Source organism: Niastella populi (assembly GCF_002078015.1).
Lineage (GTDB): Bacteria > Bacteroidota > Bacteroidia > Chitinophagales > Chitinophagaceae > Niastella > Niastella populi.
The window spans coordinates 81,746-99,740 of sequence record NZ_LWBP01000056.1; the positions used below are offsets into that span (position 1 = coordinate 81,746).

The following is a 17,995-nucleotide window of genomic DNA, read 5'->3' on the forward strand; positions in this document are numbered from 1 at the left end:
TCACAGAAATTTACCAGTTAACTCGTCAACTCGTCAACCAGTCAACTCTTCAACTCATCCCATTATCTCTTTTACTAACCTGTAAAACTATCCCGTCCACCCCTCTTACAGTATAACGGTATTTCACAACTGTTATTCATATTACTATATTATCCAATTCGGACTTTTGCTATTTGCTAATCCGATTTAGAAAGTTATTTTGAGGTCCATCTCATACCCTCAAAACTATATCCGTTCCTATGAAATACATTCATAGCCTGTTCTTATTTATAGCTGCCTTAACCGGCAGCCAGGTATCGGCCCAATGTACGGGCGGTTGTCCGGCCGGGGCCATTGCCCTGCCAACCTCATCGGCAACATTGGCAACCGGTTCAACCTACTGTATTTCCACCACTACCAATTTAAGTGGTAATACCTATTCCATCAACGGCACACTGGTTGTTCAGGCCGGTACCGTTACCCTTGGCAGCGTTACGCTTAACAAAACCGGCGTTATCCTGGTGAAGTTTGGCGCCAAACTCGTCATAACAGGTATACTCACCGGCAATAATACCGCACCAGTTTCTGCCATCGACAATATTATCGTTTGCAATGGCGGTTTACTCGATATTACCGGTTCCTTTTCGCAGGGGCTGATAAATATTGCCATCAATGATTTTGGTATAATGAAGGTCACCGGGGCCTGGACCTCCAGTTCAACGGCAACGAATGTGAAGATCGGTACCGGTTCGCTCATCGAGCTGTGCTCTTCCTTCAATATGAATAAGAACGGATTCTTTACTGAAACCGGCACCGGTACTTCTTACCTCGTAACTCATGGCGGTATGCAGCAAAGCGTAACCAATGGCTTTTTGTCTTCATTACAAAACGCCTCCCAAATAAGATGGACCTCCACCGCACCGGCAGCATTCGTTTCACATCCTGCCGCTTTAACCTGTAATGCCTGCGGTTCCTATGCGCTGGCGCCAACCGGCACCAACGGCACCTGTGGCTCCGCAGCCAATGCGCTTAACAATACGGTATTGATCACCCGGCCGGGCGGTACGACACCCCCGCAGGAGATCATCAATAGAACCGCCATTTATCCCAACCCGGCCAAAAACCATTTTTACCTGCAATTACCCAGGGGGCATGTATATACGGCGATATCGATCTACAACGCGTTGGGACAACAGGTACACCGTACAACAGTACAGGCAGGCCCCCCTCCTGTGCGGTACAACCTGCCTGTACAATTGCCACCGGCACTATATTTTGTGCAACTTACCGGTAGCGAAAAATCGCTGACGTTACGTTTGGCTACAAATTAAACGTTCTAAGAAGAATATCTTCTTCCACCACGTTCCCTGTTCTCACGACCAGGGAACATTCCTTTGCCAAAATTTTTGAAGTTATACATAAAGCTAACGAGGAAGAACCGTTGCAGTACGCGCGTGTAGGTATCATCAACATACGACTCGGTAGCCGTACGTATTATGCTTCTGTTCTGATTCAGGAGGTCTACACCGCTGATCCGCAATTCACCATTCTGCTTTTTAAACAGCAAACAGGAAACATAGGCATTCCACAAAGGGATCGACTGGTTAAAGCCATCTGCCCGGCCGGTATTCACATAAAAATCAAAATCGTTGTTGATCATTATCCGCTTCCAGATAGTGTAGGTAACATCTATTGAATAGTGCTGATCGAAATATTTATAGTTCTGCGCTGCATTCATGGTATACCGGGCATCGTTATAATTAAAGGAGGCAATGGCATGCAGATCGAGCTTATCCTGTAGAAAATAATTAAAGGAAATACGTTCGCCCAGCCCTTTGGTATAGTTGTACCGAACCGTATCAAGCAGCTTACTCACATCGCGGTTAAACCGCCCCGTGGTAGTTAAGTTGAGGTTTACCGGGCTGCGACGGCCGGTGGTCACTTTTTTAAGCGGAATGCCAATGGTACCCGACATATTGTAACTCTGTGCCCCATCCAGGTTCACCGGTTTTGTAAGCAACACCCCTTCATCCAGTTTGCTGGTGCTGTTCACGATCTTGTTACTTATAAAATTGGCGCCGCCGCTGATATTCAGGTACAGGAAATTGGTGAGGTTGAACGTACTGTAATTGATACGGATATCATGCGTGAACTCCTGTTTAAGATCGGGGTTACCGGTTCGAATGTTCAGGCGGTTGCTGATATCCTGAAAATCCTGTAACTGGCTGATGCCCGGGGCGCGGGTGCTGCCACGATAATTGAACCGCAGGTTTTTTCTCGGTTTTGGATTGTAATTAAATGATGCATTCGGGAAAAGATTGGTATAGGTCTGCCGCATCGTAGTTCCCTTTGTATCGGTTCCGCGAACACTTAAATTTTCCAACGAGGCAAAGTTCACCGCACCGCCAAACTGGTAATCGTACTTTTGCTTTTTTACCCTGAAATTGGTTCCCAGCCTGTTGGCCGTAAACAAATTTTCAAAGTAATTGGTAAGCGGTTTATTGATACTGTCATATTCGTTGGTAACCGGGTTACGATCGTATGTATCGCGGTCGCTGTTGCTCTTATTGATAGTATAGGCATAGTTCACTTCCCATACCATGCTTGAATCGAGCATTTCCGTAACGGAAGTACTGACGGTATTGTTAAATGAACGGGTGATCTGGTCGTTGCGCTGATCGCGGTTATCGAAACGGTATTCCACATTATTTGAATCGTAGAAATGATAGGGCGAGTAGTTGAAGCCATGTCCATTACTGTTATTCAAAGCCGTTTTCCAGCCCAGCGTGAACGTACGGCCGGGTTTGCGAAATCGGTGCCGGAATAAAAGGTCATTGTTAAAGCTTTGCCCATCGCGTTTACTATTGGAATGGCTCTCCCCTTCTATGGCTTTATAATTGAGCCTTGGGTTGGTTGCCCGGGTAACCGATGAATTATCGCTCGACGAGGAACCCTGTTGCAAATTCAAATTAGGCGTCATCAGCAGCGAGTTCATGCTGTCGATCATGTATTCCAATCTAAAACCAAACCGGTGATTGACGTTGGTATTGCGGCTGCTGGAAACAGAATTGGCATAAGCTACCGAGTCATTGGAAAATAAATTCTGCCTTGCGCTTTCGCTGTAATTGCTATTATCGGTTTGATTGACAAAATAGCTGCCGCTGAAATCCAATTTATGGCCCCATTCATCACGGAAGTTAATACCTGCGCTCCACGATCTGGTATTGCCATTTCCTGCAGCGGGCGCATTACCGCCACCGCCGCGGCCACCGCGGCCGCCACGATTACCACCGCCGCCACCCATACCGCCCATAGCGCTGATAAGATCGTTGTTGGTAAAGCCCAACCGGTTGATGTTATTGGCGCCGCCCAGGATAGAAACCTGCTGGTCGTTATTGAATGCGTTGAAAGAACCACTGGCTTCATACCGGTCGCTGGAACCGATGGATGCGCTGGTTCTGCCAAATACGCCTTTCTTGCGGTCTTTCTTGAGTTTGATATTGATGGTACGTTTGCGGCTGCCATCATCTATCTTGGTGAACTTGGCCTGGTCGCTCATATCGTCAAACACCTGCACCGCCTCTACCATTTCCGATGAAAGGTTCTTGGTGGCGAGTTTGGGGTCATTGAGGAAGAACTCTTTTCCATCAACATAGATCTTGGTGATCTCCTCCCCCTGCGAAGTGATGTTTCCTTCTTTATCAACTTCAACACCGGGTAATTTCTTAAGCAGGTCTTCTACCGTAGCATTGGGTTTTGTTTTGAATGAACTGGCCCTGAATTCGATCGTATCTTTTTTCACTGTTATCGGCGGCGCCTGCACTACTACACTGCCAAGCATGTTGGTATCGAGCGAAAGAAATACCGTATCGAGGTTGATGGTAAACTGTGTTTCGGTGATGGCAAGATCCTTTTTGAATGGATTGTAACCGGTGAAGGTTATACCAAGCACATAATTGCCTTTACCGAGGTTCCTTATTTCGAACAGTCCGGTTTTATCAACCACGGCAAAACCTACTGCAGCAGAGTCAACGGGATTGATGATAGTAACGGTAGCATCGGGTAAGGGAAGCCGGTTCATGGCATCCACCACCTTACCGCTTATTTTATTTTGAGCGGTAACAAATTGTGCTGAAAGAACAAATAGGATAAAAAGGGTAGCAATCCGCATGCAATCTCATTTTTTGTTTTACTCCAGGCGACTCCAATTGACGACATAAACACCCGGAATCGTGTACAGAATGGCGGATATTTTTGACATTTATTTTATTAGCATAAATAACCGCTGTACGTCGTGGGTTCAAAGACGGCGGGAATTTTGAAATAGTGGCACGAACATTAAAAAAATATTAGAATCTTACCTTGTGAGGGTTACAGCCATCAATCCGATCACTACATCGTTGGCTATAGAATGGAGGCTAACTGACTGAAGCTCTTTATTGTAGTTCAACGGCATATCCAGTATGGTGGCAGCGCCGCCTTCAATGGCTTTGTTGGAAAAGCCTTTTAACGACGAATACTCCTGTGGTGTTGTGTAAGTTTTTCCTGTTTTAAGCAGGAGCCTGAGCGGTCGTGGCGCATCGGTAGTGAACGCAAGGCTGTCTATAAAATAGTCCTGCTCAACAGGCCACCAGTTTTGCGGGTTTGCCAATGGCAGCGTGTCGATGCTTCCATCTTTATAATGTACGCGCAGTTCGGCATTTACCAATCTTGTTTGCATGGGGTTGGTTGAACCTGCTAATAAGTAGTATGCATGTTTAGCATGTCCTGACAATGGCACAACAGCAGAGTCAGGATAATTATCCCACTTTGATGTGAACACGATATTCTTTTCCTGGCTATCGGCAGGCGTTGCAAATGGAATATGCTGAGGCAACACCAGTTCATTATTAACGGCCGCCCTGCGTAAACCAGCATCATCGATAACCGGTTGTACCAACGGATAACACCAGTTGCCTATACCCTGCACCGGTAATTGCAAAGTGGGCGATTGCGGGCGGGGCGACAAATACGACTGCTTAAAAATATTCGTCACCTTGTCGTTGAAGAGGTTCGTGCAATTGATCTTTTCAAAATCACTACCGGCCGCTGCAACAACCTGCCAGTTCAAAACAGTTGTATCAGTATAATGGCCTTCCCCCCATTCAACTCTTACATAGTTACTGCCAGGTACAAGATAAGCAGCAGGAATACTTATGACGGCGGTCATTGCCTTTGCCGGCAATTGCATTTGCTGTACAAACGACTGCGAACCGCTATTCACTATTACTTTCGCATCAACCGCTTCTCCATTATTTCTTATGCTGAACCGGATATGCCTGTCGTTGGTTTCTCCCGTGGAAATTATTTCAACCGGTTGTTTCATTTCAAAATCGAGCGGGAACCACCACACCATTTCTCCCTGCCGTAATTGAATAAATGCGGTCTTATGCCCGGTATGGCCCTGTAATGTTGCCTGCAGCTGGCTACTGGTGAGCATGATATGCTGCAATACCTGCTGCGGATCGTAAATAGATTGAATAAAACCGGCCGGCGTAGCAGCTGTAAGCTGCGACCCAATTACCAGCACACTATCATGCCGCATGGGTTGAATGGGCGCACCTGCCCATTTTATTACGATCGTGTATTGTTTTGCTTTACCTGTTGCGATCTCAATTACCGGCTCGCCCACCGATTCATTGATACTATGCCAGCTTGCGGGCTGGCCATTCACCATTATCGATTCAATGGCATCTTTTATTGCGCGCAGGTGTAAACGCAGGTTCATGGCGCGGGGAAATACCGGTTTTACCAGATACTGATCGGCAGTTTGCGTACGTTTGAAATCGAGGGTAATATCGGGTGTTTGAATGGAAGCCATATTCCAGGTGGCAGGCCAGCCTGGCTTTATAGTAAGCGTATCATTCAATGCATTGGGCAGTATGCCAAACAATCCTTCCGTTAAGGAACGGGCAGCCATCCCAATGGGATCGGCAAAATCGCGGTACAGCTCACCGCGAATGGCATCGTAATAAGAAAGCTGTTGAAACCCGCCCGGGCTCGATGACAGGTACATGCTTTCTACCAATGCGCTTTTCCATAACCGGTAGGCATCTTCCGACCGGTTACCCTGCCAGTAAGCCAGGGCAGTATGCAGGTTCTCGGCCAGCGCCACATTGTTCAACGACCAGGTATAAGGCTGCCAGTTGGTAGTGGACAACAGGTAATGACTGCTGTCGCGTAAACCAATTGCCCGAACAGGAATGTGCGGGATCATTTTATCTACATACCGCAATGCCTGGTATGCCTTAAATCCATCGGGCAGTTTTTCATCTATCGCGTGATAGATGGTCCATAAACCGGCCGCCGGGTGTAATAGTCGTTCCCCCAACGCATCTTTGTATTCAGCATACCAACCCAGTTCAGGCATCCACAACTGGTGGTTCACGGCATCAAAGATCTTTGTTGCTTCGTGCTGGTAGGGAGTTGGGTCTTCCCCCACTATTGGCGCCAGTTGCGCCGCTACCGCATTGGCGCGGTAATTATAGGCAGAGGAATGGGTAACGCCACCGCCACTGTATTGTAAGGCATCACTGGCCCATATACAGCAATAGGCATCGTACAGCCCATCGTTATTGGCATCGTAATTTCTTTTTTCCCAGGCCAGGTGTCTTTGCAGCGTGGGCCACTGTTGTTTTATGTAGGCTGAATCACCGGTATAATAAAAATGCGTCAGCAACTGATCTATGAACACGAGGTTCATATCGTAGTGGTGCGGGCGCAGATCTCCATTGGGATTGCGGCAGATGTAACCACTACTGAACATGGAAGTGCCCATTTTTTCCAGTTGCCGTGCCAGGTGCAAAGCGGTATCGAATACAACCGGGCCTGTTTCCGGTGCAGTAACCTGCGACAATGCATAACTGCTGAAATGCGTTCTTGCCCTGTCGTGCCAGCCTAATGCGTCTGCAACGTAAGCGCCGCGCCAGGCGGGTAAACGCATGCGCCAGGCAACCGCCCCATGCATATAGGTGGGCGATTCCCATATACCATCGGCCGCAACGCTTAATGCGCCGCCCAATGTGTTTATCCATTTATCGGGCGTAACGATCTTTATGCGGCCAGCCAGTTCCTTACGGGCCGCCTCTGCTTCGATGAACGTTTGCGCCAGTTTGTTATATGCTGTGGTTATGGAATCGCCCGGTTGTATCAAAAAGTAATTTACGCCATTTGCGACAGGCATTTTTCCGGCAATGGCCGGTGTTGCCGATGAATCGCTTTGATAAAGTTGCAATGGGTTCTGCTGTTGAGCCGCATCCGTTATTTTGATAACTGATGCCGGCGGTACGACAGCTGACAGCCGCTTAAGCCCTTTGCTTATTGCTGCGGGTAATTCGTTCCTTGGTTTGTACTGAATTTCATATCGTTCATCTTCCGTCAATACCCTGCCTGTTCCATACAGTAAATGAAAACTGTTCTTATAAATGGAATAGCTATTGTCTTTGCAATAACCGGGTTGCAGGTAAAAGGAAGATTCCGGGTCGGCGCCGATATCGCCATCGCGGGAGAACTTTTTGCCCGATGCGCCACCATATACCCAGCACAATGCTACTTTGGCTGTAACATTGACGAATTGGGTCTTAATGATCATGCCTTCGGCGCCGGCCAGTGCAAGTACAATAATTTGCATGGAACCATTTCCCAGCAGCGGATCTTTTATGCTGTACAACATGGCGCCGGCGCGATAGGTGGCTTTTATATATTTTGCTTCCGTGAGCCATTTACTTTTATTGCCGGCTATCAGGCCGAACTTAAAATTGCCGCCCATGCCCGGCATGTATAAAGCAAACTCAGGCAGATCGCCTGTTTCAATTCTGAAACCGGTATTGGTGCCGTATAAAGCGCGGTTGAACCGCATGTTACCATTGACGGTAACAAAGTCGGCTCCCTGGGGAAGATAGTGAATGGAGCGTTCTCCTGAGGTTTTATGTGGTTCTGACTTTACCGCATGCAATTGCATCTTGCCGTTTGCCAATTGTGCATTAGCTACAGCAGGAATGATAATAGAAAGAAATGCAATAAAATATAGAGAGTTATGGAACATCGTTGGTATACTGGTGCATCGGTACAATTAAATAGACAACCGGCCTGTTTTAATTGCTGCTTGATGGGGAATGGTCAATGGTGAAAACGCTGCACGCAATACAGGCTAAAGCTGAAGGCCTAAGGCTGAAGGCTGAAAGCGAATTCAAATACAGCTGCAAGCAATACAGGCTAAAGCTGAAGAAGGCTGCAGGCGAATACAAATACAGCTTCAAGCTATAAGCCACAAGCTTCAAGCGAATACAAATACAGAAAATCCAAAGCTAAAAGCTTAAATCCAATACAGGCCTGCCTTTCCTTTATCAACCGTATCAACTCTATCAACCTTTCAACTCCCTCGTTACATTATCAAATCATCACATTATCACGTTAAAACATTGGCCTCAGCCCTTCCCACTTTACTTTCCAGCTTCCATCTTTTGGAAAACCGGGATTGGATTTTTTATTATTATCATAACCAGCACACATCATGGCTACGGCACTCAGCAATCCACCATTGCCGGGTAAATAAATGGTCAGCCGGTCGTCCTGGTAATTGTGGCCATTGGCGAGGTAAGTATTTGTTTGCACCGGCATAAACAATGCGTCGAGCGCCTTATCGGGCATATGTAATCGGGTAGCCGTCATGGCCATCAATGGAAAATCCCAGCCCCAGGTTGTTTCCCATTTCCATACTTTCAAAATAAGATCGTAGGTGTTTTTCATTACCGTTGTATCGAGCCGGTTGCAGGCCGGCAGCGAGCTGTAAGCGCCAAGCACGGCGGGATGGTCGGTAATGTATCTTTCGTTCGTATAACAGTCGGGTGTGCTTTCTGTAGCGAGGTAAACGCCATTTGCCTGCGGCCAGGGAGAAAGTTGTTTAATGACAGCATCCCATTTCTTTTCGCGTGGCATTCCGAGGCGCTGCCGCCATTGCTGGGCAACGGTCAAAGCCCATTGCCAGTAGGCGAGTTCATAGGTGGGGTTGAATGTTTTCACTGCATCAAAACATTCCTGCGCCGGTATCAATCCTTTACCTAAGTTATATCTTTTTCCTGCAGTGTCCCAGGTTGGAAACGAGGCCATGAATTGGGCCGTTCCAAAAACAAGGTCTTTATACTTGTTTAGAATCTTTTTGTCTTTTTTGTTGCGATACGCCAATTCCGCCATATAGATCAGATGCGGTTGCTGCCAGATGAGAAATGCACCTACCGATGAGGGCGCTTCTTCACCATCGTGATCTGTCATCTTTTGCCAGCGCAGTCCATCGAAACCCTGCCGCTTTGCCAACGCTTTTGCTTTTTTGGCCACAGTGAAATACCAGTCGAGGCTTTTTTCCATCAGCTCCGTTCTTCCCCACAATGCATAATGCACGGCATGCCACCAGTGCATTTCGAGGTGCGGTTTGCCAAACCAGCTGTTGAAGGTGAGCCCGGTTTCCTGTGGCGGATACGCTGAGGCGCATTGCACTTTGGTTATGTATTGCGACAATACGATCCTTCTTTCCAGCTCTGCTGCCCTTTTATCGGTACTGCCGGAAAGATCTATGGCGCCGCCGCTTTTCCAGAACTTATTCCATTGCCCGGCGCTGTTCGCTTTTGTTTCTGCAAAAGACGGAGCGTATTTCTGTTCCGTTGGGGTAAAGGAAAAAGAAATTTCATAATTCGCATTACCGGCAGTTGGCTGAATAATGCAATCATGCTGCCGGCGCATTTGTACTCTGGAAGCGCTGCTATAGTTGTATTGAACGAAATAGGTGGTGGTATCCAGCGTTCTGCGAATACTGCCGCCAAACATCGACGGTTTATTTATTTCCGACCTGTGCCTGGCGCTATCGCCTTCAAATATGCCTACATCTTTGAACTCGCCATTGGGGTAAGGGAAATGCAGGCGGAGCGCGATACGTTTTTCAGTCAGCAAGGGCGAGTTGATCTGTACCGCTATGGCATCCTGCTGCTGGTGTGCGTAGGTTGTTACGGTTACCGGAATATCTTCAACTGCGAACCGGCTCTCCAGTTTGCCGGTCCACATATCGAGTTGTTGATCTATGTCGCGGATATCTTCAATGGTAGCAATACTGCCGTCCTTTTTGGTGATCTCCAAACCGATATTACCCAACTGCAAACGGTGCGGGTTTTGCCTGAAGTAATCTACCGCTTTACGGCTGCGCTCGGGCTCTTTTACCTGTACGCAATAGGTGATCTTCTTTCCCTCCAGTTCATATTCCCTGAGCGTTTCTTCGCGGCGATATTTTTCGGTATTGGGGAAGCTGTGCCAGCCCCACTCGCTTTGTGTTCCGAGCGGTACGCCTTTTTGATAAAAGGCGGGAAAGCTTTGCAATCCGGTTACATCGGCGGTAAAAGCAAATTGTCCATTACCAACGGTCAATGAATTTAATGAATCGGCTTTACTGATATGCACCGTATGTCTGCGCACCAAACTTTCCCGGTCAATAGCCGGGTTTTGAGCAATGCAAATACAGCTTAAAGCCGAAAGCAAAAAGCAGAAAGCAAAAACACAGGCAGCAGCCGTAAACCGTATTGACTTTTTCATTTCTAATTTTTCATTCTTCATTTTTAATTTCCTGTCTTTACTTTCTACATTTCGAAATTGAACATGCCAACGCTTTGGGTCGGCATCCCGACAAGCAGGGCTTCGCCGGGATTCGCTATTCGATATTTCTTAAGGAATTTTCACCGCCTGGCGGGCCAGCAACTTCCATTGCCCTTTTTGCTTTTGCCATACCAGCAGGATGTTCAGTTTTACGCTGCCTGAATTACCATTGTCATTGGTAGTGGCGGCTAATGCGTGACGTACAATGGCCGCATCACCGGCTACCGTTACTGTTTGATTGGTTAGTTCTATAGTTACGAAATCAGACTTTCCGGTAACGATATTATCCACAAAGGTTGCCTTGTCTTCTACTTTGCCGCTGCTGTGGCCGTAGCTCAACTTTTCGGCGGTGATCTTTTCCAACCCTGCCTTGTCACCATCGATCATGGCTTTCTTTAAATTTTCAACGGCTGCGGCCACTGCTGCTTCGTCTTTACTTTGCGCCATAGCGCCGCTTGTTATGCCAGCTATCAAAATAACACAGATGAGTTTTTTTATCATATAGTAAGTTTAATGACCTCAAGATAGTTAAATAAAAAATTCAAATCGCAAATCACAAGATACAAGCCACGATCCACTTCTGTGATCCTTTATCGTAAATCATGAAACGGCGCCTCCCGCTGCCGGGCAAAAGAACTAAGAACTAAGAACTATGAACAAAGAACTTAAAACTGAATAACCTTATCCCCTTTTATCAACTTTTCAACTCTATAACCGCTATCAACTTAAATCTTCACCGCATACACCTGCTCTACTCCTTCAAAATTCGCCCTGAAGATGACCCACTTTCCATCGGGAGAAAAATGCACATTGGGTTCCAGTTTATAATTATGATGTTGCATGTTCACCAGTTTCTCCGATTTAAAATGGTCGCCTTCCGGCCTGAACAAATAGATCCATCGCCCGTCAGGCGCTTTGGCAACCTGGCCGGGATCGCCGCCATCACCGGCGAACAATTTTTCATCGGGTGTTGTGTTAAAATGAATGCTCCATTCATTGCGTTGCAGCTGGTACTTCTTTTCCTGCAGCGTTTTTACGTTTACCCCGGCTACGTAAAATGTACTGCCGCGGGGTTGCTGCAGATCGAACCAGATGGTTTTGCCATCGGGTGCAAACCACTCGTGACCGGCAATTTCCATATCCATGCTGCGTTTGTGCATCAGCTTTGCATTCTCTTTGCTGGCATTACGCACATCGACGGTCCATATACGGTTTACCTTGTGCCAGGGCCCTTCATGACAAAACATCAACAGGTTGGGATCGGTTGAAGAGAACTGTACATGGTTCAACCAGGCGCTGTCGGTAAACAATGGTTTTAATTGCCTGCTATCGATGTCGATAACAAACAGGGTACGGGGCAAACGGGCCTCGTAGATCTTTTGAAAGTAATCGTGCTTCGCAGGGTTCTGCCTGAAGATCTCTTTTTCTGCATCGGTACTGCGGGCGCCGGCCAGTAAAGTTTCATTGGCATTCACCGTGGTGATGTTTGCTTTGAAACCGGCAGGGAATACAAAAACCAGGCTTGTTCTTTTGGTATCGATATTGGTTACAAAAACACTGTCTTTGATCTGGTAATAAACATTATGTCCTTTTGCGCTTACGATCTCGCCGTTCATTGGCGCCCCCTGGTGCGTAAGCTGTTCTATTTTCCGGGTATTGAGGTCAACGGTATATAATTGCCGGCCGTTCGTACTATCAGTACTGTAGAAAACCATCTTATTGCCTACGAACGGATTGTTATGAAAATAAAAACTGGCGTTCCTGCCTGTTTTGTTCGATAGCCGTACAATGGTATGTTTGGTAGAAGCATCGATCCAGGTGTGGGGCATGGGCTTTTGCGAACCGGTTTCAAGTACCGGTTGTGCAGTGGCTGCAACTGATGTCAATAACAGGATTGACAAAAAATGTTTTTTCATATAGAAGCTGTTTAACAAAAAGCCCGGAAGAAAAATACAACAGTTGTAAGGTCTTCCGGACTTTCTTATCTTAATTGACCAAATGTATCAAACTACCCGATCATCATTTACAACATCCGGTAAGGTCGCTTAATATCCCAGGTTCTGTTCGTATAAGCCCGGTTTTACATCCAGTTCCGATTGTGGTATTGGATATAAGATGTAATTCTTTTGAAAAGGTTGCATCACTTTACCAACATCTTCCTGCGTGATCCAGTTTGTCATAACGGTTTCTACCAAACCGCTGCGCACAAGATCATGCCAGCGGGTTCCTTCAGCCGCAAACTCTTTTCTTCTTTCTTCCATTAATTGTGGTAACGTTATGTTTGACACGGGATCTTCCATCCCGGCACGCTTCCGTACCTGGTTAACGATGGCATCCACTTCTGCCTGCGTTCCGGTGGCGCCATGGAGAATGCATTCCGCTTTCAGCATTAAGACATCTGTGTATCGCAAGGCGATAAAATTAATAGGCCAGTCGAGCCGGTTGTTAGGCACCCTGGTAAGGTTCACATACTTTTTAAAGAACGACCGGGTTTCGGTAACACCGTTGTTCGTATACCCGGTTTGTATAGTTAAGGGCTTGCGTAATGTATCTGCGCTTTCATAAGAATTCAACAGGTTGTTCGAAATGGGCCTGATGGTTAAACCGCCCTGTGTTGCCTTGCCCTGCGACTGAAACCAGGTATCAGGCACAAGCAACCAGGGAAATGTACTGCCTACTACCGGGGTTGAACCTGTATTATACTGCACATCAAAAATCACTTCCGCATTGTTTTCTTTATCGTAGTCAAAAATGTCTGCGTATTTTGTTGCGAAAGTGTACTTCTTGCTGTTGATGATCTCATCGAGCAGGGTGAGCGCCTTGTCCCATTCGTTCAATCCCAAACCCGGTCCTTTGATATCATAGGTTGGGCCCGAACGGGTCATATACACCAGGGCCAGAATTCCTTTGGCAGCATACCTGGTAGCTCTTCCTTTATCGGCCGCTGCAGCATAAGCTTCGGGTAAACTGGCGGCAGCAAACTGCAGGTCGGAAATGATCAGGTTATACACATCGGTTACAGGGCTTCTGCCAATTTGCAATGCTTCGGCGGGAGTAACCGATCGCTCGATAACAGGCACACGGCCAAACCATCTTACCAGGTCGAAATAATAAAAAGCACGAAGGAAACGGGCTTCCGCTTCCAGCCGGGTGCGCAACCCTGCATCGGTAATAACGGCTGCGCCCTTAAGACTTAAGTTCTCCAGTAACTGGTTGGCTTTGAAAATGCCGGTATAGTTACCAGACCATGCTTCGGTTACGTACGCATTACCGGCAATCGTTTTATGAAAACTGTTGATGCCCTCCCATTCACGCACACCGCCATCCGAAACGGCGTATAAATTATCCGACCGGGTTTCCGACAGGTTCAGCATTCTGTCGGGCCATGTTCTTAACCCATTGTATGCGGCATTTACGCCCTGTATAAAATCATTCCGGCTAACATAAAAAGTTTCGGTGGCTTGCGATGAAATAGGGTTTTGATCGAGCTTTTTGTCACAGGCACTCAACAACCCAACGACAGCGATCAATGAATAACCAGCTATTTTTTTCATATAGACTCAATTATCTGAATTAAAAAGTAATGTTTACACCCAGGATCAATGATTTTGGCAAAGGCAATCCGCCATAATCGCCTGGCTCGGGAAACAGGTCATTACCACTCAGGTCAGTATTGTTTGCTTCGGGGTTCATGCCGCCTTTGTATTTATCGTGGCCAAAGAAGTTTTCAGCGGTGATATATACGCGGGCCGACTGCATTATTTTTTTTGCTTTTATTACGCGGTTGAGATCATAACCGAGGCTGATCATTCGAACGCGGATGTAATCTGATGAATACAACCAGTCGGTATTGGCGATCTGGCCGAAGGTGGAATAAGCCTTCCCTACTTTACCGGCGCCCGGGTTACCGGGTGAACGCCAGCGATCGCGGAAAAAGCCCAGCGCATTATCAACCGTACCCTGTCCTGTTCTGCCCAATGCACGGCCTAATAAAGAATAGATCGATCCCCCGCGCTGGCCCTGTACCAATACGCTAAAATCAAATCCTTTGTACCTCACGGTATTGGTCATGCCATACACGTAATCGGGATTGGGATGCGCTACGATCTGGCGGTCGTTAAGGTCAATGGTACCATCGGGCGTGAAATCTTCATATTTGGGATCACCAACGGTTTGAGGTCCGTAAGTAGCCACGTTCTTATTGATATCATCCTGGGTAAGAATGCCGGTTTGTTTAACAACGTAAATGCTGTAGAGCGGATCGCCTACACGCAAAATAGAGTGTTGCGCACCGCCAAAAGCGGTTGGTATAATGATCTGCGACTGCCCCGGTGCCAACGACAACACTTTATTGGTATTGTGGCTCAGGTTAAATGAAGTGGTCCACTGCAATGGCCCTTTTGTAATATTCCGCGAAGAAAGCTCTATCTCCCAGCCCTTGTTGCGCGTGGCTCCTAAATTATCGAGGTAGGTACTAAAACCTGTTACCCAGGGAATGGGCACGTTCAACAACAGGCCGGTACTCTTTCTTGTATAAATATCGAATGATGCATTAAGTCGGTTGTTTAACACTGTTACATCGATGCCCGCATCATAGGTTTCCGATTTTTCCCACGTAAGGTTGGGGTTGGGAAGATTTCCATTGGCCTGGCCAATAACATAAGCGCCATTGAATGAATAATTGTATGCAGATAATGCAGAAATGGTTGAGTAGTCAGGAATCTGATAGTTACCTGCTTTACCCCAGCTTGCGCGAAGTTTCAGGTCGTTGATAAAAGAAATGTTCCGCATGAAATTTTCTTCCGACACCCGCCAGCCTACCGAAGCGCTCGGGAACCAGCCCCATTTGTTATTGGCGCCAAACCGGCTCGATCCATCGCGGCGAATACTGGCAGCGAACATATATTTACCATCGAAAGCATATTGCACGCGCGCCAGGTACGACAGCAGTATGTTCCTCGTTTCAGTGGTTGTACTGGTATAGCCGTTAGCCGCATTTAACGTAATTACATCATTCCTGAACCCGCCGTTCGATCTGATCTGCTGGTTATCGAGCTTTTCTGAATTATAGGTAAAACCTGCTACAGCAGAAATATCATGCCGGTCGATGGTCTTATTATAGGAGATGGTGTTCTCGTTTACAAAGGTTTGCTTTTTATAGCCATTGAACGATCCGTTCGACTGCAGCGTGCCCTGCGCCAGCCGCGTAGCCAGGGTACTGGCCACTTTGTAAGGCGTATAGCTTTTGCTGTCGTTATCGATATTATCGAGGTTAAGCGTTGTTTTGAACGTCATGCCCGGAATGATCTGGTATTCGCCATACACGGTAGTTAGCGTACGGAAACGCCTGGTTTCACCCAGTATGTATTTCAATTTGGCATATGGGCTGTTGGTTGAAGTGCTCCACCGGTACTGGCCATTCATTCCCACATTCGGCTCCAGGCCCATGGAATCTTCCTGTACGGGGCTCATACTTAACGCCTGGTGCAGGATGTTGTCCTTTCCTTCCACACCGGGGTCGTTAATTATTGAATACGTGGGAGAGATATTCAGTCCGAACTTCAGTTTTTTGTTTGCGTTCACCTCTACGTTGGCGCGTGCCGAATAGCTGGTGAAATCGGTATTGATCACCATTCCTTCCTGCCGGGTAAAGTTGCCCGATACATAATATCGAACAAAGTCATTGCCGCCGCTGGCCGAGATCTGGTGATTTTGCATCAACCCTTTACGGAAGATCTCATCCTGCCAGTCGATCAGGCGCAAACCCGGGTAACCAGGTTGCGTCCACCGCTCGTCGGTCATATAGGTGGTGTTGTATGCATTGGCGCCCAGTTTCAATATTTGCCGCCGTTTGGTGTTATCGTCATTGGCCGTGGCGCCCTGCGCGCCATAGTCTGCCACATACCTGGCATTCACCATTTCAGTGAAACGGTCCATCCACTCCGCAGGGCTCAGCATATCGAGTTTTCTGGTACGTTCGCTATAACCAACATAACTGTTCACATCGATCTTTGCTTTACCTGTTTTACCACGTTTGGTGGTAATGAGCACCACCCCGTTGGCCGCGCGTGAACCATAAATAGCTGCGGCCGCTGCATCTTTCAAAACCTGGATGTTTTCGATATCGTTCGGATTGATGTTATCGAGCGGATTACCGTTGGCATAATTACCTGCGGTATTCGGCGAAGCGGTAGCCAGCGGAAAACCGTCAATTACATACAGCGGCTCATTACCTGCTGTTATGGAACCGGTTCCGCGCACCTGAACGCTAAAGCCTTTGCCCAGCGCACCGCTGGTTTGTTTAACGGCAACACCGGCCATCTGGCCTACGAGCGCCTGATCTACTCTCGTTACAGGCCGCTCGTCGAGTTTGCTGGCATCGAACGATGCCGTTGCTGCGGTGAGGTTCCTTTTCTTTTGCGTACCATAACCGATCACCACTACATCATCGAGCGTGTTGTTCTTTGCATCGGTGAGCTGAATGGTTATACTGGTTTGCCCGTTCAACGGAAATTCCTTCGTGCTGAAACCAACGGAAGAAACAACCAAGGTTTCCTTTCCTGTAACTACATTAATGGTAAAGGAACCATCTTCACTGGCACTGGCATTCCTTGCCGTGCCTTTTACCTGCACGGTAGCACCGGGCACTGCATTGCCTTTTTCATCAGTGATCTTTCCGGTTACAGTTACGGTTGAGGCTTCGTTTTGTGATCTTGCCTGAAAAAATGTGAAGAGAAGAAATACTGGTATTAACAAAATACCCTTTGACGGAAGTTGCACAATTCTCATATGAACTATTTAAATAGTTAACAATCGTCTGATGTGGTTAAAATTAGGATCACCCATTACAACATTCGTCCTGATCTATCCTGCCTAAATTGAATTAGCAGTTGCATAGACGGATAAACGCGAACATTTCCCTTTTTTTAGAAGCGTCAAAGCGCCTTTGGGCAAAACGCTTTTATTGCAAACCGTGATTTGGATCGCTGTCGCTTTTCATAATATAATCCATCATTCAACACCCCGCCTTCACTTGCAGCTGAGCGATTTCAAGATGGACTTCTATCCGTTAAATGTCATGTTAACATTTCCGGGAACGATTGCGTAGAATAAACATCCATACGGGATGCTTCAGGACAGTTTTAACTCGTGAAATTTTAATTTTATACCAGTTACTGCTAAATAACCAAAACGAAACTGACTTGCCATGCTGTACTTTATAACTACAGCTATCACCTCGGCCGTGATAGCTATTGCCCACGCTTTTCCTTCATTTTCATATCCGATTTCTTTTACGGGAACTCCACCAGCATTTATAACAATCGCTCATTAGCCCCTAAGC

Annotated in this window: 8 protein-coding genes; 1 reads left to right on the forward strand and 7 read right to left on the reverse strand. The window is 47.0% G+C overall.

Annotation, left to right across the window (positions count from 1 at the left end; translation table 11 throughout):
- Nucleotides 1-239: 239 nt before the first annotated feature.
- On the forward strand, nt 240-1,310 hold the full coding sequence (locus A4R26_RS07010; RefSeq protein ID WP_081162727.1) for a T9SS type A sorting domain-containing protein: 1,071 nt from the start codon (nt 240-242) through the stop codon (nt 1,308-1,310).
- 5 nt (nt 1,311-1,315) lie between these two features.
- Here A4R26_RS07010 and A4R26_RS07015 read toward each other — a convergent pair whose 3' ends face one another.
- The 7 genes from A4R26_RS07015 to A4R26_RS07045 form a co-directional block, all read right to left on the reverse strand.
- On the reverse strand, nt 1,316-4,150 hold the full coding sequence (locus tag A4R26_RS07015) for an outer membrane beta-barrel protein (RefSeq protein ID WP_081162730.1): 2,835 nt from the start codon (nt 4,148-4,150) through the stop codon (nt 1,316-1,318).
- A 186-nt stretch (nt 4,151-4,336) separates the two neighbouring features.
- On the reverse strand, nt 4,337-7,978 hold the full coding sequence (locus A4R26_RS07020) for a DUF4450 domain-containing protein (RefSeq protein WP_242674846.1): 3,642 nt from the start codon (nt 7,976-7,978) through the stop codon (nt 4,337-4,339).
- A 452-nt stretch (nt 7,979-8,430) separates the two neighbouring features.
- Complete coding sequence (locus A4R26_RS07025) at nt 8,431-10,593, reverse strand: hypothetical protein (RefSeq protein ID WP_242674847.1); 2,163 nt, start codon at nt 10,591-10,593, stop codon at nt 8,431-8,433.
- A gap of 129 nt (nt 10,594-10,722) precedes the next feature.
- Nucleotides 10,723-11,154 carry a nuclear transport factor 2 family protein gene (locus A4R26_RS07030; protein ID WP_081162741.1) on the reverse strand — a complete coding sequence of 144 codons (432 nt, stop codon included), beginning with the start codon at nt 11,152-11,154 and terminating at the stop codon, nt 10,723-10,725.
- Between the two features lie 224 nt (nt 11,155-11,378).
- Nucleotides 11,379-12,569 carry an oligogalacturonate lyase family protein gene (locus tag A4R26_RS07035; protein ID WP_081162744.1) on the reverse strand — a complete coding sequence of 397 codons (1,191 nt, stop codon included), beginning with the start codon at nt 12,567-12,569 and terminating at the stop codon, nt 11,379-11,381.
- A gap of 129 nt (nt 12,570-12,698) precedes the next feature.
- Complete coding sequence (locus A4R26_RS07040; RefSeq protein WP_081162748.1) at nt 12,699-14,207, reverse strand: RagB/SusD family nutrient uptake outer membrane protein; 1,509 nt, start codon at nt 14,205-14,207, stop codon at nt 12,699-12,701.
- Between the two features lie 19 nt (nt 14,208-14,226).
- Complete coding sequence (locus A4R26_RS07045) at nt 14,227-17,442, reverse strand: SusC/RagA family TonB-linked outer membrane protein (RefSeq protein ID WP_081162751.1); 3,216 nt, start codon at nt 17,440-17,442, stop codon at nt 14,227-14,229.
- Nucleotides 17,443-17,995 lie beyond the last annotated feature (553 nt).

Bases quoted from the DNA above. Each gene is read 5' to 3' on its own strand.
- A4R26_RS07015 (WP_081162730.1), bottom strand. From the start codon at position 4,150: ATGCGGATTGCTACCCTTTTTATCCTATTTGTTCTTTCAGCACAATTT.
- A4R26_RS07020 (WP_242674846.1), bottom strand. From the start codon at position 7,978: ATGCAATTGCATGCGGTAAAGTCAGAACCACATAAAACCTCAGGAGAA.
- A4R26_RS07040 (WP_081162748.1), bottom strand. From the start codon at position 14,207: ATGAAAAAAATAGCTGGTTATTCATTGATCGCTGTCGTTGGGTTGTTG.
- A4R26_RS07035 (WP_081162744.1), bottom strand. From the start codon at position 12,569: ATGAAAAAACATTTTTTGTCAATCCTGTTATTGACATCAGTTGCAGCC.
- A4R26_RS07025 (WP_242674847.1), bottom strand. From the start codon at position 10,593: ATGAAAAAGTCAATACGGTTTACGGCTGCTGCCTGTGTTTTTGCTTTC.
- A4R26_RS07045 (WP_081162751.1), bottom strand. From the start codon at position 17,442: ATGAGAATTGTGCAACTTCCGTCAAAGGGTATTTTGTTAATACCAGTA.
- A4R26_RS07010 (WP_081162727.1), top strand. From the start codon at position 240: ATGAAATACATTCATAGCCTGTTCTTATTTATAGCTGCCTTAACCGGC.
- A4R26_RS07030 (WP_081162741.1), bottom strand. From the start codon at position 11,154: ATGATAAAAAAACTCATCTGTGTTATTTTGATAGCTGGCATAACAAGC.